We start from the raw sequence: 23,120 nt of genomic DNA on the forward strand, positions 1-23,120 counted from the left end.
AAAATACTGTTTACAACTTGTGTTTATAAAAAGCTTTATAAACATATTCTCTTTGAGATAAGGACAATTTAATGGCAATTATATACATTGTTAAAAAATAGTGAGGTGCGAATGCCTCTCTTTAATATCAATGATCGTTAATCAATGTTGTTGTCCCCGCTTACTTTTATTGATTCTAAACGAAGGGGTTTCATCATCACGTATATAATCTGTCATAGCTGAGGATGTATAAAAATTTGCCTTTTAATTATAAGCTCATAAAAAATGAACGTAGAAAATTTTTGAATTTAATGATAGATTTTTATAAGCTGTATTTTATTATTGCCTTAAAAAGCCGTTTTTTCTCTAATTTCAGTTGTTTGTTATTAAATTTTGAAGCTTCTACGTTGACAATTGGATATTTTTCAGTCGATATGCGTGCACAAATATTTTATGCAATCGAGATGAAGGTGTAAGAATAATGGCAGAGCGATCACAACACCTACAAGATGTGTTTTTAAATACGGTGCGTAAGCAAAAAATTTCCCTTACAATTTTTCTTGTTAATGGCGTTAAACTCACGGGTATTGTAACTTCATTTGATAATTTTTGTGTTCTTTTGCGCCGAGATGGACATGCGCAATTGGTTTATAAGCATGCTATTTCTACGATTATGCCTGGACAGCCTGTACAGATGTTTGAAGGTGAAAGTCCTGAGTAAGCACGTCATTTTAAGATAGACCTCTTATCCCATTTTAAAAGTACTTAGATTGCTATGATAAATGAAAATGAGAGATTAGGAGGCGTATTTTCGCAGATTATAAAACAGGTGCGCGCACTTGTTTTGATACCGATTTTTCAAGAGAATAATAGAACTGAAAGCTCTTTGAGAGAGTGTTCTATATCTTCCTGTGTTCAAGAAGCATTGGGGTTAGCGCGTGCTATAAGGTTAGAAGTCGTTAATTATGAAACAATTAATATTGCAACGATTCGTCCTGCCACTCTCTTTGGAAAAGGTAAGGTAGAAGCGTTAGCTCATTATATAAATGAAGATTCTATTGAGCTTGTGATTATAAATCATTTTTTAACGCCTGTACAGCAGCGTAATTTAGAAAAGTTATGGAATTGCAAAGTTATCGATAGAACAGCTTTGATTCTTGAAATTTTTGGTGATCGTGCACGAACAAAAGAAGGAGTTTTGCAAGTAGAATTGGCGCATTTGTCTTATCAAAAAGGGCGGCTTGTACGTAGTTGGACGCACTTGGAAAGGCAACGGGGAGGGCGTGGCTTCCTAGGGGGACCTGGTGAAACGCAAATTGAAGCAGATAGACGCCTTTTACAAGAAAAAATTGTTCGTATTCGCCGCGAATTGGAAACGGTTATTAAAACACGTGCACTTCATAGAGCAAAAAGAAAAAAAACATCTTATCCTGTTGTGGCATTGGTAGGATATACGAATACAGGAAAGTCAACGCTCTTTAACCGTTTAAGCGGTGCAAATGTTTTAGCAAAGAATATGTTATTTGCAACGCTTGATCCGACTTTGCGCAAAGTTGTTCTTCCCCATGGAAAAACTATTCTTTTGTCTGATACTGTAGGTTTTATCTCTAACTTGCCAACGAATTTAATTGCGGCTTTTAGAGCAACCCTTGAAGAAGTGATTGAAGCGGATCTCATTCTTCATGTAAGAGATATGTCAGACCTTGATCATCGAGCACATGCCCAAGATGTCTTAGAAGTACTTTCAAGCCTTGATATCGATATTGATGACACGGCGCATATCATAGAAGTTTGGAATAAGATTGATATGTTGGATGAACAGGCATTGAATGTTTTACAAACAAGTGCCAAGACACGATTAGATCCCGCTCTCATGGTATCAGCTCTTAAAGGGGATGGCCTAGACCAATTATTAAGAACCATTGAAAAGCGAATTTTTGGAGAGGTGCAAAGCATTGAATATCTTCTAAAACCTCATGAAATGTCGCTTATTGATTGGTTTTATGAAAACTCTGCGGAAATCACGCAAGAATGCCATGATGATGGGTCTGTTACCATTAGAGCGGTTGTTACTTCTGAAGCAAAAAAACAACTAGAGAATCTTAAAAAAAATTGAATTAATTCCTTTAAAGCTATTGTTGAGCATTTGTGCTTAAATTTTATGTTTTTCTCATCTCAAAATAATATGACAGCAAGTTAAGAGGATAGTTACTACTTTCTCTTAATAAAACAATATGAAGAAGTATTTTGCTGGTTAAAATAAAGATGAGTCTTAAATGTAATAAAAGACTGTTTGTATATACAGTATGGAGAAACATTTTAATTGTTTTGCTATTACAAATACTGTGTGTGTCTTTGATTTTGTTGTATTATTTTGTTCAGCCCCGTGGTTACCAAGCAACTTTAATATTTTCATTATCTGATTCTGTAGGAAAGCCATTATCAATTGAAAAGCAAGACAATGTTATCACCTTTTTGTTTTCACAGCCTATAATTTCAAATGATTCGCCTTTTTCTTTAAGGGTTTCTTATAAGAAAAAAAATCAGGAAAATATCCGTTTATCGCGTCATGGTGAACTTATTAACCTTACTTTTGAAGCCGAGACACAGGAAGCAGCACAACGTGGGTTGGAAACTTGGTTTTCCACATTTTCACAAGCAGTCATAAAACAGAAACAATTCTTGTTAAATGATAAATCTGAAGACAAACAATATGATAACACTGCGATTATTAATATCGTGCAGGGATTTCGGACCTCTGTTGATTCTTTTATTCAGCATAGTGTCAAACAAACAGAGCTTCATGATCTTTCTATGCAATTAACAGAAGCAACTTTAAAGCGTATTTATTTAACAAGTTTGAATTCAACAATTAACATGATGCGTGAAAGTGGACAGTCTTTACTATCTTTATCTTTTATTGCAGGCAATTCAGCAATTGTTTCTCTGGAATCTAAACGTGATCTCTTGGAAACGCAAAGAGCACATATGGCTGCGCAATTGGGGTGGACACATCCTCAAATTAAGGCAATGACTGCGGAGTTAGAAGCGGTTTCTCATCAATTAAACAATAAAATTTTACAGATCGTTGATCAAGTTCATTCAGATGTAATTATTGCAACGGAGTTGGAAAAACAGCTCCAAAAAAGGGTGAGTTTTTTTGTAAAAGATCAATCCCAATCTTTGAATAAAATATTTAACGAGTTTGAAAATAAAATAAAAGCAGCGGTCGATGCACAAAATAAAGTGATGAGCAAATCTGCTCAAAGAGAAAAAGTTATTGGTTCATATTGGGGATTGAGTGATAACCCTCTTCTCTTACAAAATACAAATATCCACGTGGTTATGCCAACAACATTAGCACCCATTTCTTTTATGGCTCTTTATGGAAAAAATGTTCTTGTGGGTGCATTGGCCAGCTTCCTTACTCTTTTGCTAGGAATAGTGTTATTTTATCCGTTCTTTAAAAGCAAAAAAGACCAACTCTCAGAAGAGGATGTGAGATTAAAAGAAAATACTCTCAAGAAGAATGAGAGTCTTTTAGTCTCTCAAGAAATAAAAAATCTTGAAGCTTTTATTACGATAGAGGGATTATCTGATGTTTTGAAATGGCATGCTTCAACAGTTATTTCAATCATTGGACCAGAAGCTGCACGGACAGCGGCAAAGCTTTCACTTCATCTCACAAAAGAGAACAAAACAATTTTGTTGGTCGATATCTCTGGTCAACAAATAGAGAAAGTCATTGGTCCACATCGTGGGCTGAGTGATGTTTTAACGGGCCATGCTCAGATGCATGATGTTATTTACCGTGATTACGATACGGGCGTTGATATTCTTCCTCAGGGATTAACAAGTGCTGTTTCTGCACAAGATTTTTCAAATGATATTTCTCATATATTACAAGAATTTAAAAAAGAGTACGATTTTATCATTTTAGAGATGGCAAGCAAACCAAAATATGGTTTTGAACAATTTGCAGAGCTAACAGACTATTATATTTGTAATACTGTTCTTAATGAACAAGATTGGATGATGTGGATGGTAAGCAGCTTTCCAAAGACTGTTTATCGTGTTGTTGCATCATAAACTTCATAAAAGAGAAAAGAAATATGTATCATATGCTATAGTGGTACGCTTGTTTTTTGCTGAAGTTATAGTACATACTAAAATATAAAGATTTAATGTTAATTTTAAAATCATTGTAGTTGGAGAGAAGCGTGGGGCAATCAGAGATGGCAGTAAAGAGATTAAACAATAACTTTTTAACACCTGTGCAAAAGAGAAATCGAAAGCAAATTCAGGTGTGGCTTTATTCTGTTTTATTACTTTGCTTGGCCATTGTTTTAGTGGGGGGAGCAACTCGTTTGACAGGATCAGGATTATCGATAACGGAATGGAAGCCAATACACGGTATTATCCCACCGATAGGGGTTGATCAATGGCAAGAGGAATTTTTAAAATATCAACAGATAGCACAATATAAGCTTCTTAATCGTGATATGACCTTAAGTGCTTTTAAGATCATTTTTTGGTGGGAATGGGCGCATCGTGTTCTCGGGCGTCTAGTTGGTCTTGTTGCTTTATTAGGGCTCATTTGGTTTTGGGCAACTAAACGTATTGAAAAAAATATTTTACTCCAGCTTATCATTGTACCAGTCCTTATTGCTTTTCAAGGTTTTATTGGTTGGTGGATGGTCGCTTCAGGGATTGGGCAGAGTAATTTAACAAGTGTGAGCCAATATCGTTTGGCATTTCATCTTATAACAGCATGTTTTGTGATTATTTTTGTTACTTATTTATCTCGAGGACTTGCAGAATATTCAGAAAAACCAGCAAATCAAAAGGTGCAATATTTTGCGGCATGGCTCGTTATTCTCGTCTTGATAGAAATTTATTTGGGTGCTTTAGTTGCAGGGCTTCATGCTGGAAAAGTCTATAATACATGGCCTCTTATGGATGGTCAGATTATTCCTGATGGATTATTGCAGCATAATCCTGTTTGGCTCAATTTATTCGAAAATCCTTTAACTGTTCAGTTTATTCATCGGTTTTTTGCTTATTTTTTATTGATTGCCGCGGCTATTCATGCTTTCTATGTACAAAAAAGTGTTCCCCATTCAACTCACTCTCGTCGTGCATTTCTTATCTGCGTTATGATTATTATCCAAGCACTTTTAGGTATCTTGACACTGTTACATGAGGTTCCAATAAGTTTGGGGCTCATTCATCAAAGTATGGCATTGGTCGTGTTGTGTTTTGCAGTTGCGCATTGGCGAGCTACAAAAGGAGCATATCATGCTATTGAATAAAAGCTTGTATCCAGATAAAGTTTAGTTGCCTGAAAGCATTAAATCGAGGTTTTGTACAGCAGCGGCTGATGCACCTTTTCCTAAATTATCGAATAGGGCACATAAATTAAAAATGCCTTCGCGATCATTGCCAAATACGAACAGTTTCATACCATCTTTATTGGCTAAACATTCTGGATTAAGTCTTTGCAGTGAAGCGGTTTCTTCTTGTGATGCAACTGAAATGATGTTTTGTCCATCGTAATGGTTTGCAAGAATTTCGCGCAGATCAGAACAGTTTGCTGATTTTGTGAATAAATGGCGGTGCAGTGGAAGATTCACAATCATTCCCTGAGGAAAACGACCAACACTGGGTATAAAAAGTGGCGTTTGGTTGATTTGTCCATGAAGTTTAATTTCTGGCACATGTTTGTGTTCAAGATTGAGTCCATAGATAAAATAATTTTCCTGAATATTTTCTTGAGATTGATTTTCCATTTGTGTAATCAATTGTCTTCCACCACCAGTATAGCCGGAGATTGCATGAAGCGAGATGGGATAATAGGCGTCTAGCAATTCTGCTTCGCGAAGTGGGCGAATCAAGCTAATGGCACCGGTAGGATAACATCCAGGATTAGATACGTAATGAGCCGCTTGAATTCGTTTTTTTTGGCCTGCTGTCATTTCAGGAAAACCGTAAACCCAGTCTAGTGCAACACGGTGAGCTGTTGAGCTATCAATAATTCTAATGTTTTTATTTTTTTTAAGCCAATGAACGGTTTCGCGTGCAGCATCATCTGGAAGACACAAAATAGCAATATCGGCTTGATTAAGATACTCATGTCGCAGATGAACATTATGGCGATCTTTATGAGCAAGAGAGAGTAATTTTAAATCTGTACGCTTTTCTAAGCGTTTTTGTATTTGTAGTCCAGTTGTTCCATGTTCACCATCAATAAAAACTTTGGTTGCCATTCTTTTCTCTACTATATTCAGCTTTTCATATTATAAATTATTTTAAATCATTACCAACTTAAATAATAATTATTAAATTATTGAATTTCTTTAGATTATAGATATTTTTTGTAAAATGTGTAAACAAATAAGAGTGTAAAAAAAGAAATGTAATCTCATTTTTCACCGTTCTCGAGAGGGAAGTTTTTCGCTGTTTTTATAACAAAGAATAAGATAAATATTTGCCTCATTATTTTTGAGTGTAAGTAGTTTAAAATGTTTGGTTTGCATGGTTTGCTGTGTTATCGTTCCTTGACTTTATTTTTTTATGTTAGGAATGTGTTTTATGACTCAGCAAGAAAATGACGCACAAAAGCGCTTTTTTAATGATAATTTACAAACTGTTGATGGTGCAATCTTTGATGCAATTAGGGGAGAATTTGAGCGTCAACAACATGAAATTGAGTTGATTGCTTCAGAGAATATTGTTTCAAGAGCGGTTCTTGAAGCACAGGGGTCTGTTTTAACCAATAAATATGCAGAAGGTTATCCAAGAAAGCGCTACTATGGTGGGTGTCAATTTGTTGATGTCGTTGAAGATTTAGCTATTGAAAGGGCAAAACAGCTTTTCGGTGCTGCGTTTGCGAATGTACAGCCTAATTCTGGTAGCCAAATGAATCAAGCTGTTTTTTTAGCTTTACTTCAGCCTGGTGACACATTTATGGGATTGGATTTAAATGCTGGTGGTCACCTTACGCATGGTTCACCTGTTAATATGTCAGGAAAATGGTTTGATGTTGTTTCTTATGGTGTGCGTCAAGAAGATCAGATTATTGATATGGATGAAGTTGAGCGACTTGCAAAAGAACGTAAGCCAAAACTTATTATAGCGGGTGGTTCATCTTATCCTCGATTCTGGAATTGGGAAAAATTCCGTGAAATTGCAGATGAAATCGGTGCTCATCTCCTCGTTGATATGTCTCATATTGCTGGTCTTGTTGCTGGTGGCGTGCATCCTTCACCTGTTCCGCATGCGCATATTGTAACGACAACAACACATAAATCGCTTCGAGGTCCTCGTGGTGGTTTGATATTGACAAATGATGAGGCTTTATCCAGAAAAATTAATTCTGCAATTTTCCCTGGTCTTCAAGGGGGGCCTTTAATGCATGTGATTGCGGCAAAAGCTGTTGCATTTGAGGAGGCTTTGCGTCCCTCTTTCAAAGATTACAGTGCCAAGGTGGTTGCTCATGCAAAAGTTTTAGCAAAAACATTACAGAGTAATGGTTTTAATATTGTTTCTGGCGGTACAGATAATCATTTATTGTTGGTTGATTTACGTTCCAAAAATTTAACAGGAAAGCGTGCCGAATTGGCTTTAGGACGCGCTCATATTACCTGCAATAAAAATGGTATTCCTTTTGATCCTGAAACGCCATCTGTAACATCAGGAATTCGTTTGGGGTCACCTGCTACCACAACGCGTGGTTTTTCAGAAAAAGAGTTTATTCAAGTTGGTCATTTGATTTCAGAAGTTCTTGATGGTCTTCGAAACGCAAAAAGTGATGAAGATAATCATGCTGTTGAAATAGCTGTTAAGAAAAAGGTGGAAGATATAACGAATCAATTTCCTCTTTACTCTTATCTTAGCACTTGTTAAGGATGTAAAAGAGATGCGCTGTCCTTACTGTCAATATGAGGATACACAGGTTAAAGATTCGCGTCCTGCAGAAGAGGGGGCGGTGATTCGCCGCCGCCGCGTGTGTTCCGTTTGTGCTGGTCGTTTTACAACTTTTGAACGTGTTCAGTTGCGTGAGCTTTTGGTTGCTAAAAAAAGTGGACGCTGTGAGCCATTCGATCGTGACAAATTAATGCGATCAGTTGATGTGGCTGTGCGTAAGCGTAATATTGATCCTGATCATATCGAACGAGCAATTTCTGGCATTGTACGTCAGCTTGAAAGTTTGGGGGAACCAGAGATTGCTTCAGAAAAAATTGGGCATCTTGTAATGGAAGCATTAAAAAAAATCGATGATATTGCTTATATCCGTTTTGCTTCTGTATATCGAGATTTTCGTAATGCAAGCGATTTTCACGATGTTATAGATGAGTTGTCAAAGGGTATAGCGGATACAGAATCTCGTTTTGATGAATAAAAAAGTGCAAGATGAGCGGTTTATGGCTGCTGCTATCCGTTTAGCAGAACGTCATGTTGGTCTTACAGGTGAAAATCCTTCAGTTGGTACGTTAATTGTGCGAAATGATGAGGATGTTGGAACGTTTATTGTTGGCTATGGCGTAACAGCTATTCATGGCAGTCCTCATGCTGAAGTTCAAGCATTACGCATGGCTGGTTCTTTAGCTCAAGGAGCTACTGCCTATGTTACATTAGAGCCTTGTGCGCATTATGGAAAAACTTCTCCGTGTGTGAATGCACTTATTGATTCAGGTATTTCCCGAGTTGTTGTTGCTCTTACTGATTGTGACAAGCGCGTTGATGGTCATGGTATTGCTCTTTTGCGTGCCGCTGATATTGAAGTGGTTGAGGGCATTTTAGCTGAAGAAGCTTTTGAATCCTTATGTACGCACTGGTGTATAAGGAAAATGCGACGCTGTGCTGTCACTTTTAAAATGGCAATTTCTGCTGATAATGGTGTGGGAAAAAGGGAGAAGGGTGGAATAAAAATTAGTGGAACGCTTTCTCATACCTATACGCATATTCTACGTGCTCAAAATAATGCTATCCTCGTTGGTATTGGGACTATACTTGCTGATGATCCACAACTCAATTGCCGCTTACCAGGGATGGAGGTGCGTTCACCAATTCGTATTATTTTGGATGCAGATTTATCTATCCCACTCGATGCGAAAGTTGTTCAAACAGCAATAAAAATTCCTACATGGGTTATTTGTGATGTAGATCTTTCAAAAAAAAGCAAAAAAAATGCATTGGAGCAATATGGTGTGTCTGTGTATTCGATAGAGATGAACAATGGGGATATAGAACCCTTTGCTCTTTTACATATGCTTTATAAACATGGGATTAATAGTGTTTTACTTGAAGGTGGTGTAAAGACAGGGGAAAAGTTTTTGGATGCTGATTGTGTTGATCACTTGATATGTTTTTATACACCCGTTGTTTTAGGAAATAATCGTATTGAAGCCCCTCGTTTTGGAAGTTATCTCTCGAAGTTTCATGAGGTTGAGACAAGAATGTTTGGAAATGACCGTTTTTATAAATGGAGACGTAAAACATTATGTTCACAGGAATTATAACAGATATCGGTTGTGTTGAAGATGTTCAATCTTTAAAGCAGGGGGTGCGTTTAAAGATTTCTACACGCTATACTATAGAAAGTTTAGCAATTGGCGCATCAATTGCGTGTTCAGGAATTTGCCTGACAATTGTAGAGAGAGGATTAAAGCAACAAGATTGTAATTGGTTTGTTGTTGAGGCGTGGGAAGAAGCATTACGTTTAACAAATCTTGCCCAATGGAAAAAAGGAACTCTTGTTAATTTAGAACGTTCCCTTCGATTGGGTGACGAAATGGGGGGGCATTTGGTTTCTGGTCATATTGATGGTTTGGCTGAAATCATTGATCAAAAAAATGAAGGAGATGCAATTCGTTTTTATCTAAGAGTTTCAAGACAATTTATACCTTTCATTGTCAATAAGGGATCTCTTGCATTGAATGGGACATCTTTGACTGTTAATGGTGTTGAGGATTGTATTTTTGATGTTCTTATTATTCGTCATACACTTGAAATGACAACGTGGGGACAAGCTAAAATTGGAAATTGGGTCAATTTGGAAATTGATCAACTTGCTCGTTATGCTGCTAAGCTTCTTACTTTAAAAATGAAAGATGAATAAGCCAAAACTCTATTGATCATTTTCAGAATTTTATACCTTATAACTTTAATAACCTTAAATTTTTGATTCGTTTTTTGTGGAATCCCATTATGATGAAAGAGATACGTCAAAAGCCTCACGTATTGATTGTTGAAGCACGTTTTTATGAGAAAATTTCTGATGCGCTTTTGAAAGGTGCTGTGACTGCTTTGCAAAAAGCTGAAGCAAGTTATGATATTGTAACGGTTCCTGGGGCATTAGAAATACCAGGTGCTATAGCTTTTGCTGAACACAATGAGACATCTTATGATGGTTATGTTGCACTTGGTTGTGTTATTCGGGGGGAAACATATCACTTTGAAATTGTTGCCAATGATTCTTGTCGTGCATTAATGGATTTAACTGTTCATAAGCACTTGGCTATTGGAAATGGTATTTTGACTGTTGAAAATGAAGAGCAAGCATGGGTGCGCGCAAAACAAGATAACAAAAATAAAGGTGGTTTTGCAGCTGAAGCTGCTTTATGTATGATCGCTCTAAAAAAGAGATTTGGAGATAATCGTTAAATATGGCTGATATAAAAAGCAGACATTTTCCGCGTTCAGCCAATAAACGTGGAGCAGCAAGACTTGCTGCAGTTCAAGCACTCTATCAAATGGATATCGTGGGTTCGGGGGTGATGGAAACGGCAGCTGAGTATGAGGCTTATCGTCTGGGAAAAGATATTGATGGAGACCAGTATCTTGAAGCTGATTTTCAATGGTTTTTGGCGATTATAACGGGTGTTGTAAAAGATCAAAAGCAGCTTGATCCTCTACTTCATCAACAGCTTTCCGCAGAGTGGTCTCTTTCACGTCTTGATTCTATCTTACGCGCAATTTTACGAGCAGGTTTATGGGAGTTGATCAACCGTAAAGATGTCCCTATTGCAGTTGTTATGAATGAATATGTTGATATAGCAAAGGCGTTTTTTGAGGGTGAAGAGCCCAAACTTGTTAACGCAGTTCTCGATAGTATGGCAAAAAAAATCCGACTCTAAGAGTTACAATCTTTTATATTATGAGACCTGACAATAATCAAATCTCATAATATTAAAACGATATGTAAACTATATTTTAGTTATTGGTTGGTAGATTCGCAGGACCTTTTATAATTTGAATTAAGAAAGGGTGTTCTTTTGTTACGGTTGGTGTTGTTTTCGTAATGAAATCAAAAACTTGACCGTCTTTTAGACCGTAGTTAGAAACTTTTACAACTTGATTATTTGTATTGAAGTAAATGGCTAAAACTTTGCGATCAATGATCTTTGTTTTCATAAACTGCATCCCACGGTATCGTGTCTGTGAGATATAATAAAAAACTTCATTATCATATTTTGTTTTTAATGAAGGAGTTCCTAAAGTTAAAAGAACTTGCTCTTGACTTGAGCCAATAGAAATAGAACTCAGAGCATCTTTATCCAGAATATAGCCTTCTCTATAAATTTGACTTGAACCTGAAGAATCAAGAAGACTACAACCGGCAAGTATTATTATATTTATTATTGAGAGACCAACCAATAACTGACGTTTGATTAAGACCATGAAGTGAGGCATTTGAAACAATGACATCTCCTTTTTATACTTAGATGTTAAGACAAGAAGGCAATCTCAAGTTTTTTCTAATTTTAGCTTAATCTACCGTAGCTTACATTGAGTTTCCCTGTTATAAAACAAATTATGCCATATAGAATTTCTTTAGAAAAGAAAAAAATGAATGAAATGTACTTGAGATAAATAAAAGTACAGTACTTGGTATGTTTTTGTGGTTGGGAGTTGTCAATGAATGCTCAAAATGTTTCTCAAATGACATGTGCTTTGGCTTATCCAATATCTGTACGTTCTCTCCCTGCTAAAGGTATAAGAGTTCATCTTTGTGCAAACAAAAGGGAATGTATACATTTAGCTCAGAACCATGATTTGATTGAAGTGAAATTCTGTGAGGGAAAATTCCATATTTTTCCGTGGAAAAAACGTGGCGTTCGTATAAAAGGTCTGTTGCAAGCACGTATACTACAGTTATGTGTTGTTACATTAGAACCTTTAGAAAATATTCTCCGTGAAAATATTGACGTTGTTTTTGTTCCTGAAGATTCAAATTTGATAAAACCCAAAATATCAGAAGGGACTGGAGAATTATTTTTAGATGTGGAAGGGCTTGATACTCCGGAAGTATTTTATAATGATAAAATTGATATTGGTGCAATCATGGAAGAGTTTTTTGAGTTGTCTATTAATCATTATCCACGTAAAGAGGGGATAAAGATGCATGTGGTTGAAAATTTAGAAGAAGCAGAGCAAAAACTCTCGCCATTTTCTGTTTTGAAAAATTGGAAGTAATTGTAAAAACATAAAAAAATTATCTATTGTATGCTATGATAAAAACGGTATTTTCCGCGGAGCTATTTTCGCAAGATATGTTTTGTGAGTATTCAGAAGCCAAAAATCATAATATACGTTTAAAAATGTAAATAAAATTAAAAATGTAAATAAAAGATGTGGGATATGCAAGCGTGATTAGAATTTCTGTGGATGTTATGGGTGGTGATTACGGTCCAGAAGCAGCTATTGCAGGAGCAGCAATTGTACAAAAATATTTGTCAAATATTTATTTTCTGTTTTATGGGATAGAAGAGGTCGTTAAGCCAGTTTTAAAAAAATATCCCTCTTTGGATTCTGTCTCGCGCTTTTATCCCACAGAAAGTTATACACGCATGGATGAAAAGCCAAGCCAAGCACTTCGTAATGGACGTGGTAAATCATCAATGTGGTATGCTATTGAAGCGATAAAAAATGGTGAAGCTGATGCTTGCGTTTCTGCTGGTAATACGGGGGCGTTGATGGCCATGTCTTATTTTTGTTTAAAAATGCTAGCAGAAGCTGAACGTCCTGGGATTGCGGGTATCTGGCCAACACTTCGCAGTGAGAGTATCGTTTTAGATATTGGGGCAACAATTGGTGCGTCTGCTCGTCAGTTGGTGGATTTGGCGGTTATGGGAGCGGGTATGTTTCGCGCTTTGTATCACACTGAAAAACCAAGCGTTGGGCTTTTAAATGTGGGGGTGGAAGAGGTTAAAGGACTTTACGAAATAAAAAAAGCAGGAATGATATTACGTGAAGTACAATTAGAAGGATTGGAATATAAAGGATTTGTTGAGGGCAATGACATTGGGAAAGGAACAGTAGATGTTGTTGTAACCGAAGGGTTTTCTGGTAATATTGCTTTAAAAACCGCAGAGGGAACCGCGCGACAGATAGGAGAGATTTTAAATTCTGCATTGCGCAGTTCTTTTTTAACATCTCTTGGTTATTTTTTATCGCGGGGAGCCTTTCGTACACTGAAACATAAAATGGATCCCGATAGGGTGAATGGAGGAGTACTTTTAGGCTTGAATGGTGTTGTCATCAAAAGTCATGGCAGTGCTAATGCTAATGGTTTTGCTTCTGCTATCCGAGTTGGTTATGAGATGGTTAATAACGGACTTTTAAAAAAAATAACTGCTGATTTACGGCGATTTCATGAAAATAAAGGAACACTTTTTGATCAAGAAGAAGAAGCAGTGATGAATGGAGAGTCCTTATGATAAGCTCTTATAATAGAAATGAAAAGTCTGAAAAAAGGTGAGAGCTGAATGATTCGATCAATTATACGTGGTGTAGGAAGCGCTTTGCCGAAAAGAAGTTTGTCAAATGATGAGATTGCAAAGTTTGTTGAAACATCAGATTCATGGATTGTTCAGCGTACAGGAATACATCAACGTTATATTGCCAATGAAAATGAAACAACCGTTTCTTTAGGAGTCGAAGCTGCGCAAGCAGCTCTTATAAATGCTGGTCTTACAATAAAGGATATTGATTGTATTATTTTAGCAACCTCAACACCAAATCGTACTTTTCCTGCTTCTGCTGTTGAAATTCAGTATGCTTTGGGAATGAGTCATGGATTTGCTTTTGATATTCAAGCTGTTTGCTCTGGTTTTATTTTTGCTTTAACAACAGGAGATGCTTATATACAGTGTGGAGCAGCTAAAAGAATTTTAGTTATTGGATCCGATACATTTTCTCGGATTTTAGATTGGGAAGATCGTACGACGTGCGTTTTGTTTGGTGATGGTGCGGGAGCTGCTATTTTGGAAGCACAAGAAGTTGAAGGGGGGATTGCTTTTGAGCGTGGTATATTATCTGCAAAACTACGTTCTGATGGTGCTTATATAGATAAGCTGTATGTTGATGGTGGACCTTCAACAACACAAACAACAGGCTATTTGCGTATGGAAGGACGAGAAGTCTTTAAATATGCTGTTGGTATGATAACGGATGTGGTTGATGATTGTTTTGCAGATGCAGGTATGAATTCTTCACAACTAGATTGGTTTGTACCTCACCAAGCTAATAAGCGCATTATTGAAGCATCTGCTAAAAAACTAGGAATTTCACCAGATAAAGTTGTAATTACCGTTGATCAACATGGTAATACATCTGCAGCATCAGTTCCTTTGGCATTAACAACAGCTATTTGCGACGGAAGAATAAAAAAAGGAGATCTTATTATGTTAGAAGCTATGGGAGGTGGATTTACATGGGGAGCAATTCTTATTCGTTGGTAAATTATAGTTACTTGACCATGTTCGAATAAAACGTATAAGTCATTTTGTAATTTTTAATATTTAAATAGGTGGTTATAATGACAAGTAAGACAGTAACGCGTGCAGATTTAGCGAGCGTAGTTTGCAAAAGAGTGGGCTTGTCACATACTGAATCAGCAGCTTTGGTCGAATTGGTTTTGGATGAGATTTGCAACTCACTTGTAAGAGGTGAGGCTGTTAAACTCTCTTCTTTTGCAACTTTTCAGGTGCGCAGTAAAAATGAACGTGTTGGGCGCAATCCAAAAACAGGTGTTGAAGCGCCTATTCCGCCACGACGTGTTGTAACATTTAAGGCTGCAAATGTACTTAAACAGAGAGTTTTAGATTCGCATCGTGCAAGACAAAAAAATAGTATATCATAAATAAACGTGTGATAATGTTTGGTGTTTATTTAAAAATTTATAAACATAAGATAAAGTCCTGTATTTTGAGAAAAAAACTGTTTAGTAAGTAGTCAATTATGGTCCTATTTTTGACTAATCTTGTTGAGAAATTGAAACGTAATGAATCATTATCAAATCATTTTTCGTGTTTTAGATAAGGTGTTGAAAAATGGATAAAAGCTCTGATGCTTTTCGCACAATTAGCGAAGTAGCCGAGTTGTTGGAGCTTCCGCAGCATGTCTTGAGATTCTGGGAAACACGTTTTAGGCAGATTAAACCAATGAAACGTGGAGGAGGAAGACGCTATTATCGTCCGGTCGATGTTGATTTACTCAATGGTATTAAGCAGTTATTATATGATCAAGGTTATACAATAAAAGGTGTGCAGCGTCTTTTGAAAGAAAATGGGGTTGCTTTTGTAACTGCTTTTGGGAATGGCGATCTTGACACCATGAATATTGTCATAGAAAAAAAACACGTAAGACAAACTTTCGAAAATACTAGCAATAAGCCTAAAAAATCTTCTTTTGGGCTTTTGAGTTTCATGAGGAATGAGGGAGAAGCATCTGTTGGTTCTGTGAATCTTTACAAAGATAAAACCGATAAAGCATTGTTGCAAGAAATACTGTTTGAACTCATTGAATGTAAGCGTGTTCTTGATAGAGCACGATAATGTTTTTTATTTATGTTCGCTTATTTTTTAGTAAAATATGCGTTTTGAAAGTTTCTTTATAAATCAATATAGCGTCTAGCGCAGTCATATATCGTAGATATTAAACATTTTATAATGTGTGCCTCGAGCTTTATATGTTAAACAAGCATAATGTACCATATGTATCTATTTGACGAATTTTTTTATAAGAATTTTAGATTTGGTACAATATGAAGAGGGAAAAGAATTAACGCTGAATTTTGCAATTTTCTTTTGATTTAGCTTTATAACTCTTAGGGAAGTTAAAATAACATTTAGTCAGTGGAAATCGCGAAATTCATAACGCTATTGTGTTTCCAATTCACACACTTGTTTTAAAGAGATATTTTTGAAAGCATCTAAGCCCATTTTGCGATGCTTTCTTGTGAATAGTATAACGGTAAATCCATTGAGCACCAACATTTTTACGCTTGTAAAAAGAGCAAGCTGGTATCATCATTATATTTAGCTCGCTTTCAATGTTTGCAAAAAAAACTTGGCTCTTGAGACGGTTTATTATAGGTATTTTTTAGTCCTTTTTTAAATAATTGCCATACACTCATCCCGCTTGTCACGTACAAGTGAAAAATTTTGATTGATGCAACACAAAAGATTTGAAATGAGAGTATCCTATGATAGTCGAGATTCTTATTTAATATGAATAATAGTATATATTATTATAAATCAATATGTTGTCTTTTTTTGATAAGACTATACTTTATGAATAAGATACATTATCATTCAACTAGTTTACATATTTATTAATAAATATAATCTTGTTTCCAGTTTTATTTCTTGATGTTGCTATAATTCGTAATGATTTATCTATGATAATAGCACCATCTTTCTATTATAAAGCTAAGAGATTAATGCTAGCAATTGGTATTTATTAATATTCAATTGTCTAAGATTTTTGCATTTAAACGGCTTATAACTCTTACATTCAACTTTTACTCATCCGCTTTGTAGAGTGTGATCACATGATCTTTTCTGATGATAGGTAATTATGTATAAAACCCAAAAACACGACAGTATCAAATCGTTTTATTTTGTATAAAAATTGATATCTTACCATCTTCTGTGATTTATATATTTATTACACGTTGCAAATCTGGAGGTGTTGCCTCATTTGAGAGTTGTTTAATCACATCTTCTATAGATAAAAAGGTTTGATTCGTACTTCCTAAGCGGCGCATATTTACGCTGTCTGTTTCAGCTTCACGTTTGCCGCATACCAAAATTACGGGAACTTTTTGTAAAGAATGTTCTCGTATTTTATAGTTAATTTTTTCATTGCGGAGATCTGTTGTTGCTGAAAGCCCAATAGCTTTAAGTTTTGCTGTTATTTTTTTGGCATATTCATTTGCTTCAGATGTAATTGTTGCAACAACAACTTGTTCAGGAGCAAGCCAAAGTGGCATATGTCCAGCAAAATTTTCGATTAATATACCAAGAAAACGCTCCATTGATCCAAAAATAGCACGGTGGATCATAACAGGTTGACGTTTTTCTGAATCCTTATCAATATAGAATGCACCAAAACGTTCAGGGAGATTAAAATCTATTTGTGTTGTTCCACATTGCCATTCACGACCGATAGCATCCTTTAATGTATATTCAAATTTTGGACCATAAAATGCTCCTTCACCTGGAAGGATGCTTGTTTTGATTTGTCCTGCAAATTTTGTTTCAATCGTTTTCAGGACAGATTCCATAATGCTTTCCGCATGATCCCATAATGCATCAGATCCAACTCGTTTTTCTGGACGAGTTGAAAGCTTAAGACTGATTTCTTTAAAACCAAAATCAGCATAAGTTGATAAAATAAGATCATTAATATTGAGACATTCATCAGCTAATTGTTCATCAGTGCAAAAAATATGTGCATCATCTTGTGTAAAACCACGCACACGCATAAGACCATGTAAAGAGCCTGATGGCTCATAACGGTGAACAAGACCAAACTCAGCAAGTCTAATAGGCAAATCACGATAAGATTTTAAACCATGTTTAAAAATTTGCACATGACCAGGGCAATTCATTGGTTTAAGAGCATAAACATTCCCATGATCTGAATCTTCTGCTGCTGGAATTGCTTTGAACATGTTCTCCTTATACCAGCCCCAATGGCCAGATATTTCCCAAAGTGACCTATCGAGAACTTGTGGCGCATTAACTTCAGCATATTGATGATCATCAAGGCGTCTACGCATATAGTTGATCAAATTTTGGAACATTTTCCAGCCTTTTTTGTGCCAAAAAATCATTCCTGGTCCTTCTTCTTGAAAATGAAATAAGCCCATTTCACGTCCCAAGCGGCGATGATCACGCTTTTCAGCTTCTTCTAGCATATGTAGGTAGGATTTTAAGTCATTTTCATTTGCAAATGCTGTTCCATAAATTCTCGTAAGCATCCGATTATTGGCATCGCCACGCCAATAAGCGCCTGCAACTTTCATTAATTTGAAAGCATTTCCAATTTGGCCTGTAGATTGCATGTGCGGTCCGCGGCAAAGATCAAACCACTCTCCTTGATAATAGATTTTTAAATCTTGATCTTCAGGAATGCTATCAATAAGTTCAACTTTATAAAATTCCTTTTTCTCAGAAAAAATTTTTCTTGCTTTTTCACGAGACCAAATTTCTTTCCTAAAAGATTTATTGCGTTGGATAATTTCACGCATTTTTTTTTCAATGACGGTAAGATCATCTAATGTAAAAGGTTGTTGGCGTGCAAAATCATAATAGAATCCATTCTCAATCACAGGACCTATTGTCACTTGCGTTTCAGGAAAGAGTTCTTGCACTGCTTCAGCAAGAACATGGGCGCAATCATGTCTTATAAGCTCAAGGGCACGTGAATCTTCTCGGGTAATAATCTCTACTTGACCAGATTGTCCCAATGAATCCGATAGATCTCGCATGATGCCATTAAGACTATAGGCAACTGCTTTTTTTGCTAATGATTTAGAAATAGATTCTGCTAATTCCAAACCTGTCATTTCGGCGGGGTAATTACGTTTTGAACCATCAGGAAAAGAAAGAGAAATAGAGCAAGACATAAAAACACCCTTTAAATCCAATTCCGCCAACGATTGCGGATGGTTTTTCGTGAAAACTAAGTAAAAAGCTTATAGACTAATTTTTCTATCAGTACATATAAAAAAAGAAAAGGATTATTTATTGTGTTTGTCAGAAATTTTCCAGTAACGCCAAGGTTTATAAAAACAGCAAGAATTTCCAAGTGATGGAGAGACTGGATCAAAGCCAGCTGTTCCAAAGGGTCCACAACGCATGATACGAAAAAATCCCATCCATGCACCAGCCCAAAGCCCATGGCGTGCAATCGCTTCATATGTATATTCTGAACAAGTTGGGGCATGGCGACACTGATTGCCTATAAGACTCGAAAGTGTTATTTGATAGAGACGTATTAAGCAAATGCCCAATAATCGTCCGGGTGTTTTTTGCCAAGTGCCAGTGTAATTTCGAGTCAATTTTTTTTGTCGAGATTGCGATTTGAACATTTATTTTTCTTCAATTTTTTGAATACAATCTATCGTTGCCTCAAAGGGCAGTAGTGTTGCTGCATGGCGCACTTTATAGTCTTTAATGGGCTGTAAGCAAGAAAAATCCTCAAAGGGAGCTTGAGGAGAAGGACCATCTTGCGTTAGCATTTGATAGATAATTTCACGCAACATTTTAAGATCTTGTGTTGTTTTTCCGATGATATGAGATGCTAAAAGTGAAGCCGAAGCCTGCCCTAGTAGGCATGCGTGTATTTCATGGGCAAAATCCGTAATAATATCATTTTTTACTTTTAAATCTACGATAATTGTTGAACCGCAAAGGTGTGTATGTTTCCTTGATGTTGCATCAGGATTATTAAGGCGCCCAATTTTGCTTATATGTGCTGCATATTCAATTATTTTATCATTATAGATATTATCAATCATGCGCTATTGCCTGAAATTTTGAGAGCTGTGATTGTTTAAACTTTTAATTCGCTTATATAGAGATTATACAAAATGAAATAGATATTTAGCAAATGCTTTGTAGAGAGTAGGCTTGGAGTTTTTGAATGCGTAATGTTGTTAAAGAAGGTTCAAAGGATTCTTTTTTATCTGAAGAAAAGCGTCCTAATATTGAAGAGGTAGAAGAAGCGATTCGTACATTACTCTTATGGGTAGGGGAAAATCCAAGTAGAGAAGGGCTTTTAGATACACCAAGACGTATGGCTAAGGCATATCGCGAGCTTTTTAATGGTTATAGTCAATCAGTTGAAGAAACTTTAGGCACGGTTTTTGAAGAGGTTTCAGGATACAATGAATCGGTAATCGTAAAAAATATACCTTTTTATTCACACTGTGAGCATCATATGATCCCAATTATCGGGAAAGCGCACATAGCGTATCTTCCTAATACAAAAGTCGTTGGCCTTTCAAAAATTGCACGTGTTGTAGATATTTTTTCTCGTCGTTTACAAACACAAGAAGCTATAACAGCGCAGGTAGCTCACGCTTTAAAAACGTATCTAAAACCCCTTGGTGTCGCAGTATTGATTGAGGCTGAGCACATGTGTATGACTATGAGAGGAATTCAAAAACAGGGGTCTACAACAATTACCAAAAACTTTCATGGTTCTTATGAAAAAGATCAAGCTGCACAAGCATATTTTATGACGATGGTTCAAAGATCATAGTAAAGCCCATATTTCTCGTAATCTTTATCAAGTTATAAATTGTCTGGATAAAATAAATTATGAGAAACAGAAAATTGGCTTGTACCTTTCTTGATGATTTGTTAAAGGCTGGAAACCAAAGTTTTTTGTTTCACCACGTGCGGTCGTGGCGGAATTGGTAGACGCGCAGCGTTGAGGTCGCTGTGGGGCAACCCGTGGAAGTTCGAGTCTTCTCGACCGCACCACTTATAGATTTTCTACAATATCATGTGGTGTTGTTGTTTATCTTATCTTTTTATAAATTGTTGTTTTTATTTAATTAATTATTTTTTTATGTACGACCTTGATATCTGATGAATCTGTCAAAAGCGCAATTCAAAAGGTGGTTTAAAAGGTGGTTAGGAACACAAGAACACGTGATAGATTATCTGTCTTATCTGTAAAAAATCTATCTAAAGGAAAATACGCTGATGGAGCTGGGCTATGGCTTATCAAAACAGCCCAAAATCAAGGGCGTTGGGTTTTTCGATTCGATTTCAATAAAAAACGTCGTGAAATGGGATTAGGTTCTTGTAGCGTTGTATCTTTAAAAGAAGCAAGGCTTAAGGCTACAGCTTGCCGTGATTTTTTAAACCAAGGTATTGCCCCGATTCGTAAAAGGAAAAATGAAAAATTACGGCAGGCGGTTGATAGTATTTCTTTAAGAGAAATTGTTTTAAGCGCTTTTGAAGCCAAGAAAAGTGAACTGAAGAATGAAGGAACAGCAGCAAGGTGGTTAACACCTCTTACATTGCATGTTTTTCCTAAGCTTGGAGATATAGCAATTACTGAATTGACGCAGATTGATATAAAAGAGTGCTTATCCCCTATTTGGAAAACCAAAAACGAAACAAGCAAGCAAGGCTTTATCGCGTTTGAATATTGCTATAAAACATGCCGCAGCACGTGGCATAGATGTGGATATGCAATTGGTACCAAAAGCAAAAGCTTTATTGGGAAAATTTATTCAAAATGTTCAAAATATTCCGGCTATGCCATGGAAAGAAGTTTCGGCTTTTTATCAATCCTTAGATGATAATATTGTATCAAATTTAGCCTTAAAGCTTTTAATTTTAACGGGGGTTCGTTCAATGCCAATTAGGCATATACGGTTGGAGGAGATTAATCAATCAATATGGACGATTCCAAAAGAAAATATGAAAGGAATAGTTGGAAAGGTTTTTGATTTTCGTGTACCGCTTACAAATGAAGCGATTGCTATTATTGAAAAAGCAAAAAGAATCGAAAAAAATGGATTTTTGTTTGTTGGAAATTCTGGAAAGCCTATATCTGATATGACGCTTTCTAAATTTATGAAAGATAGAGGAATTGCTTATCGACCTCACGGATTCAGATCTAGTCTTCGTGATTGGATAACAGAGACAACATCAACACCATTTGAAATTGCGGAATTTACATTGTCTCATTCAGTAGGAAATTCAGTCACAAAAGCTTATATGAGGACTGATTTTTTAGAACAGCGTCGTGTTCTTTTAGAACAGTGGTCATCTTTTGTGACTGGGCATTGATTGTTTACGATAGTGGTGGTAGCTCTATAGAATCTCTTTCAGCTTTTTTGCTTTCAATATAGCGGTCAATTTCAACGAGATCCCATTTTAAGTATCGCCCTTCTTGTATTGGTTTAGGAAAAGCTCCAGCTTTTACAAGTTCTCTAATATAGGTCATAGACATTCCAAGATAAATTGAGAGGTCTTGTATATTGACGAGCCTTTGCAAGCGCATTGATAGTAGAGCTTGTTCAAATAAACTTACTTTTTCTATTGAGGCTTTTAATTTTTCTTCATTCATTTAAAGTGATCCTTTTTATTATAATTATGAAAGGGCGGGGGTGCTCGTAGATATGCGGGGAACAAAGCACCCCCATAAGGTTAAGCAGCTTTTGTAGAGAGTTGTTGTATCTCTCGTTCTATTTCTGCTAAAAAGGCTTGGACAGCTTGATTGATCTGTTCAATTTGTTGATCATCACGGTAGACGCGTTTGACTTTCATACGCAAATGAGATGATTCACCCGCAAAACGTGGATCATAACTGATAAAATCACACCACTTTCGTCCTGTACAAGCCATTTGGAATTGCATTTGCGCGTGATATTCAGGTTTGATTTCGTCACCTATACAAAAGCGCATATGTGTTACTGATCTCGGGCATTTGACTTCGATTAAACCGTCTTCTCCAATGAGACCATCGGGGCTAGCCCCCGCCATTTCTATTGTGGGGTGTTGGATAAAGCCGCATTTTGTTATATCGGCATCATGAATGAAGCCATATTCTCTCAAGGCATCTTCTTCATGTTCGATACCCCATCTCATATCTTCAGTTTCATAATAGGGGCTTGTTTCTCTTGTTAAGCGCTCTGTTATGAGTTTGATTTTGTAGTCTTCATATTTGCTCGTAGGCAATCCTTTTGTAGTTTTATTGAGTATGTTGTAAATGTTTGATGCGGTGACTTTACCCAAGCGCGCTTGGAACCATTCTGCTGTCCTTTGTTCCATTTCACACCGCCGTTTCTTGTTGAGTTGGCGCATATTCGATATCTTGGACGT

Annotated in this window: 23 protein-coding genes, 1 tRNA gene and 1 pseudogene; 18 read left to right on the top strand and 7 right to left on the bottom strand. The window is 36.3% G+C overall.

Annotation, left to right across the window (positions count from 1 at the left end; all coding sequences use genetic code 11):
* Positions 1 to 460: 460 nt before the first annotated feature.
* The 4 genes from hfq (at position 461) to ACFINC_RS06575 (ending at position 5,291) form a co-directional block, all read left to right on the top strand.
* Entirely contained in the window at positions 461 to 700 is a 240-nt protein-coding gene (hfq, locus tag ACFINC_RS06560) for an RNA chaperone Hfq (RefSeq protein WP_005773461.1), read from the top strand.
* Positions 701 to 754: 54 nt separating this feature from the next.
* A complete protein-coding gene (hflX, locus tag ACFINC_RS06565; RefSeq protein WP_375616623.1) occupies positions 755 to 2,095 on the top strand; it encodes a GTPase HflX in 1,341 nt (446 codons plus the stop codon).
* A gap of 149 nt (positions 2,096 to 2,244) precedes the next feature.
* Entirely contained in the window at positions 2,245 to 4,068 is a 1,824-nt protein-coding gene (locus ACFINC_RS06570; protein ID WP_375616624.1) for a hypothetical protein, read from the top strand.
* A gap of 131 nt (positions 4,069 to 4,199) precedes the next feature.
* Positions 4,200 to 5,291, top strand: coding sequence for a COX15/CtaA family protein (locus tag ACFINC_RS06575; RefSeq protein WP_375616625.1), 1,092 nt, complete (start codon positions 4,200 to 4,202; stop codon positions 5,289 to 5,291).
* A gap of 21 nt (positions 5,292 to 5,312) precedes the next feature.
* Here ACFINC_RS06575 and argC read toward each other — a convergent pair whose 3' ends face one another.
* Positions 5,313 to 6,245, bottom strand: a complete 933-nt coding sequence (gene argC, locus ACFINC_RS06580; RefSeq protein ID WP_375616626.1) for an N-acetyl-gamma-glutamyl-phosphate reductase — start codon at positions 6,243 to 6,245, stop codon at positions 5,313 to 5,315.
* 325 nt (positions 6,246 to 6,570) lie between these two features.
* On the opposite strand from argC, the gene glyA reads away from it, so the two are divergent.
* The 6 genes from glyA to nusB all read left to right on the top strand — a co-directional run bounded on the left by glyA (position 6,571) and on the right by nusB (position 11,117).
* The gene (glyA, locus tag ACFINC_RS06585; protein ID WP_375616627.1) at positions 6,571 to 7,884 is read left to right on the top strand and encodes a serine hydroxymethyltransferase; all 1,314 of its coding nucleotides are present in this window, start codon (positions 6,571 to 6,573) and stop codon (positions 7,882 to 7,884) included.
* A 13-nt stretch (positions 7,885 to 7,897) separates the two neighbouring features.
* Positions 7,898 to 8,380: a transcriptional regulator NrdR gene (gene nrdR / locus ACFINC_RS06590; protein ID WP_375616628.1), complete on the top strand. Its 483-nt coding sequence runs from the start codon at positions 7,898 to 7,900 to the stop codon at positions 8,378 to 8,380.
* The gene (ribD, locus tag ACFINC_RS06595; protein ID WP_375616629.1) at positions 8,373 to 9,500 is read left to right on the top strand and encodes a bifunctional diaminohydroxyphosphoribosylaminopyrimidine deaminase/5-amino-6-(5-phosphoribosylamino)uracil reductase RibD; all 1,128 of its coding nucleotides are present in this window, start codon (positions 8,373 to 8,375) and stop codon (positions 9,498 to 9,500) included. Before nrdR ends, ribD begins: the two co-directional genes overlap by 8 nt.
* Complete coding sequence (locus ACFINC_RS06600; RefSeq protein WP_375616631.1) at positions 9,482 to 10,099, top strand: riboflavin synthase; 618 nt, start codon at positions 9,482 to 9,484, stop codon at positions 10,097 to 10,099. The genes ribD and ACFINC_RS06600 overlap by 19 nt, the downstream gene beginning before the upstream one ends.
* An 89-nt stretch (positions 10,100 to 10,188) precedes the next feature.
* On the top strand, positions 10,189 to 10,644 hold the full coding sequence (locus ACFINC_RS06605) for a 6,7-dimethyl-8-ribityllumazine synthase (protein ID WP_375616633.1): 456 nt from the start codon (positions 10,189 to 10,191) through the stop codon (positions 10,642 to 10,644).
* Between the two features lie 2 nt (positions 10,645 to 10,646).
* Complete coding sequence (nusB, locus tag ACFINC_RS06610; RefSeq protein ID WP_375616634.1) at positions 10,647 to 11,117, top strand: transcription antitermination factor NusB; 471 nt, start codon at positions 10,647 to 10,649, stop codon at positions 11,115 to 11,117.
* 76 nt (positions 11,118 to 11,193) lie between these two features.
* Here the strand turns inward: nusB and ACFINC_RS06615 are convergent, their stop codons facing one another.
* Complete coding sequence (locus tag ACFINC_RS06615) at positions 11,194 to 11,673, bottom strand: outer membrane protein assembly factor BamE (RefSeq protein WP_375616654.1); 480 nt, start codon at positions 11,671 to 11,673, stop codon at positions 11,194 to 11,196.
* A 225-nt stretch (positions 11,674 to 11,898) separates the two neighbouring features.
* Here ACFINC_RS06615 and ACFINC_RS06620 point away from each other — a divergent pair, with 225 nt between their 5' ends.
* The 5 genes from ACFINC_RS06620 to ACFINC_RS06640 all read left to right on the top strand — a co-directional run bounded on the left by ACFINC_RS06620 (position 11,899) and on the right by ACFINC_RS06640 (position 15,818).
* Positions 11,899 to 12,456, top strand: coding sequence for a DUF177 domain-containing protein (locus tag ACFINC_RS06620; RefSeq protein ID WP_375616635.1), 558 nt, complete (start codon positions 11,899 to 11,901; stop codon positions 12,454 to 12,456).
* A 173-nt stretch (positions 12,457 to 12,629) separates the two neighbouring features.
* Complete coding sequence (gene plsX, locus ACFINC_RS06625) at positions 12,630 to 13,700, top strand: phosphate acyltransferase PlsX (RefSeq protein ID WP_375616637.1); 1,071 nt, start codon at positions 12,630 to 12,632, stop codon at positions 13,698 to 13,700.
* A gap of 48 nt (positions 13,701 to 13,748) precedes the next feature.
* Positions 13,749 to 14,723: a beta-ketoacyl-ACP synthase III gene (locus tag ACFINC_RS06630; protein WP_375616638.1), complete on the top strand. Its 975-nt coding sequence runs from the start codon at positions 13,749 to 13,751 to the stop codon at positions 14,721 to 14,723.
* A 77-nt stretch (positions 14,724 to 14,800) separates the two neighbouring features.
* Complete coding sequence (locus ACFINC_RS06635; protein WP_375616639.1) at positions 14,801 to 15,124, top strand: integration host factor subunit alpha; 324 nt, start codon at positions 14,801 to 14,803, stop codon at positions 15,122 to 15,124.
* A 190-nt stretch (positions 15,125 to 15,314) separates the two neighbouring features.
* Entirely contained in the window at positions 15,315 to 15,818 is a 504-nt protein-coding gene (locus tag ACFINC_RS06640; protein ID WP_375616640.1) for a MerR family transcriptional regulator, read from the top strand.
* 1,103 nt (positions 15,819 to 16,921) lie between these two features.
* Here the strand turns inward: ACFINC_RS06640 and thrS are convergent.
* The 3 genes from thrS to ACFINC_RS06655 all read right to left on the bottom strand — a co-directional run bounded on the left by thrS (position 16,922) and on the right by ACFINC_RS06655 (position 19,792).
* A complete protein-coding gene (gene thrS, locus ACFINC_RS06645) occupies positions 16,922 to 18,898 on the bottom strand; it encodes a threonine--tRNA ligase (RefSeq protein ID WP_375616641.1) in 1,977 nt (658 codons plus the stop codon).
* A 114-nt stretch (positions 18,899 to 19,012) separates the two neighbouring features.
* Positions 19,013 to 19,363 (bottom strand): membrane protein insertion efficiency factor YidD, encoded by a 351-nt coding sequence (yidD, locus tag ACFINC_RS06650; protein ID WP_375616642.1) that lies wholly within the window; start codon positions 19,361 to 19,363, stop codon positions 19,013 to 19,015.
* The gene (locus ACFINC_RS06655) at positions 19,364 to 19,792 is read right to left on the bottom strand and encodes an iron-sulfur cluster assembly scaffold protein (RefSeq protein ID WP_375616643.1); all 429 of its coding nucleotides are present in this window, start codon (positions 19,790 to 19,792) and stop codon (positions 19,364 to 19,366) included.
* 125 nt (positions 19,793 to 19,917) lie between these two features.
* Between ACFINC_RS06655 and folE the strand changes: the two genes are divergently transcribed.
* The 3 genes and pseudogenes from folE to ACFINC_RS06670 all read left to right on the top strand — a co-directional run bounded on the left by folE (position 19,918) and on the right by ACFINC_RS06670 (position 22,085).
* On the top strand, positions 19,918 to 20,538 hold the full coding sequence (folE, locus tag ACFINC_RS06660; protein ID WP_375616644.1) for a GTP cyclohydrolase I FolE: 621 nt from the start codon (positions 19,918 to 19,920) through the stop codon (positions 20,536 to 20,538).
* A gap of 139 nt (positions 20,539 to 20,677) precedes the next feature.
* A tRNA-Leu gene (locus tag ACFINC_RS06665) sits at positions 20,678 to 20,762 on the top strand.
* Between the two features lie 149 nt (positions 20,763 to 20,911).
* Positions 20,912 to 22,085 (top strand): annotated as a pseudogene (locus ACFINC_RS06670) (tyrosine-type recombinase/integrase).
* 4 nt (positions 22,086 to 22,089) lie between these two features.
* Here the strand turns inward: ACFINC_RS06670 and ACFINC_RS06675 are convergent.
* Entirely contained in the window at positions 22,090 to 22,365 is a 276-nt protein-coding gene (locus ACFINC_RS06675) for a helix-turn-helix transcriptional regulator (RefSeq protein ID WP_375616646.1), read from the bottom strand.
* An 80-nt stretch (positions 22,366 to 22,445) separates the two neighbouring features.
* Positions 22,446 to 23,069, bottom strand: a complete 624-nt coding sequence (locus ACFINC_RS06680; protein WP_375616655.1) for a lambda exonuclease family protein — start codon at positions 23,067 to 23,069, stop codon at positions 22,446 to 22,448.
* Between the last annotated feature and the right edge of the window lie 51 nt (positions 23,070 to 23,120).

It is taken from the genome of Bartonella sp. AP58NXGY, from assembly GCF_042195785.1.
Lineage (GTDB): Bacteria > Pseudomonadota > Alphaproteobacteria > Rhizobiales > Rhizobiaceae > Bartonella.

Excerpts from the sequence above, each read along its gene's own strand:
- ACFINC_RS06615 (WP_375616654.1), bottom strand. The coding sequence starts at position 11,673 with ATGCCTCACTTCATGGTCTTAATCAAACGTCAGTTATTGGTTGGTCTC.
- ACFINC_RS06680 (WP_375616655.1), bottom strand. The coding sequence starts at position 23,069 with ATGGAACAAAGGACAGCAGAATGGTTCCAAGCGCGCTTGGGTAAAGTC.
- hfq (WP_005773461.1), top strand. The coding sequence starts at position 461 with ATGGCAGAGCGATCACAACACCTACAAGATGTGTTTTTAAATACGGTG.
- hflX (WP_375616623.1), top strand. The coding sequence starts at position 755 with ATGATAAATGAAAATGAGAGATTAGGAGGCGTATTTTCGCAGATTATA.
- nrdR (WP_375616628.1), top strand. The coding sequence starts at position 7,898 with ATGCGCTGTCCTTACTGTCAATATGAGGATACACAGGTTAAAGATTCG.
- ACFINC_RS06600 (WP_375616631.1), top strand. The coding sequence starts at position 9,482 with ATGTTCACAGGAATTATAACAGATATCGGTTGTGTTGAAGATGTTCAA.
- thrS (WP_375616641.1), bottom strand. The coding sequence starts at position 18,898 with ATGTCTTGCTCTATTTCTCTTTCTTTTCCTGATGGTTCAAAACGTAAT.
- glyA (WP_375616627.1), top strand. The coding sequence starts at position 6,571 with ATGACTCAGCAAGAAAATGACGCACAAAAGCGCTTTTTTAATGATAAT.
- ACFINC_RS06620 (WP_375616635.1), top strand. The coding sequence starts at position 11,899 with ATGAATGCTCAAAATGTTTCTCAAATGACATGTGCTTTGGCTTATCCA.
- ACFINC_RS06570 (WP_375616624.1), top strand. The coding sequence starts at position 2,245 with ATGAGTCTTAAATGTAATAAAAGACTGTTTGTATATACAGTATGGAGA.
- ACFINC_RS06605 (WP_375616633.1), top strand. The coding sequence starts at position 10,189 with ATGATGAAAGAGATACGTCAAAAGCCTCACGTATTGATTGTTGAAGCA.
- ACFINC_RS06640 (WP_375616640.1), top strand. The coding sequence starts at position 15,315 with ATGGATAAAAGCTCTGATGCTTTTCGCACAATTAGCGAAGTAGCCGAG.
- argC (WP_375616626.1), bottom strand. The coding sequence starts at position 6,245 with ATGGCAACCAAAGTTTTTATTGATGGTGAACATGGAACAACTGGACTA.
- ACFINC_RS06630 (WP_375616638.1), top strand. The coding sequence starts at position 13,749 with ATGATTCGATCAATTATACGTGGTGTAGGAAGCGCTTTGCCGAAAAGA.
- nusB (WP_375616634.1), top strand. The coding sequence starts at position 10,647 with ATGGCTGATATAAAAAGCAGACATTTTCCGCGTTCAGCCAATAAACGT.
- yidD (WP_375616642.1), bottom strand. The coding sequence starts at position 19,363 with ATGTTCAAATCGCAATCTCGACAAAAAAAATTGACTCGAAATTACACT.
- ribD (WP_375616629.1), top strand. The coding sequence starts at position 8,373 with ATGAATAAAAAAGTGCAAGATGAGCGGTTTATGGCTGCTGCTATCCGT.
- ACFINC_RS06635 (WP_375616639.1), top strand. The coding sequence starts at position 14,801 with ATGACAAGTAAGACAGTAACGCGTGCAGATTTAGCGAGCGTAGTTTGC.
- folE (WP_375616644.1), top strand. The coding sequence starts at position 19,918 with ATGCGTAATGTTGTTAAAGAAGGTTCAAAGGATTCTTTTTTATCTGAA.
- ACFINC_RS06675 (WP_375616646.1), bottom strand. The coding sequence starts at position 22,365 with ATGAATGAAGAAAAATTAAAAGCCTCAATAGAAAAAGTAAGTTTATTT.
- ACFINC_RS06655 (WP_375616643.1), bottom strand. The coding sequence starts at position 19,792 with ATGATTGATAATATCTATAATGATAAAATAATTGAATATGCAGCACAT.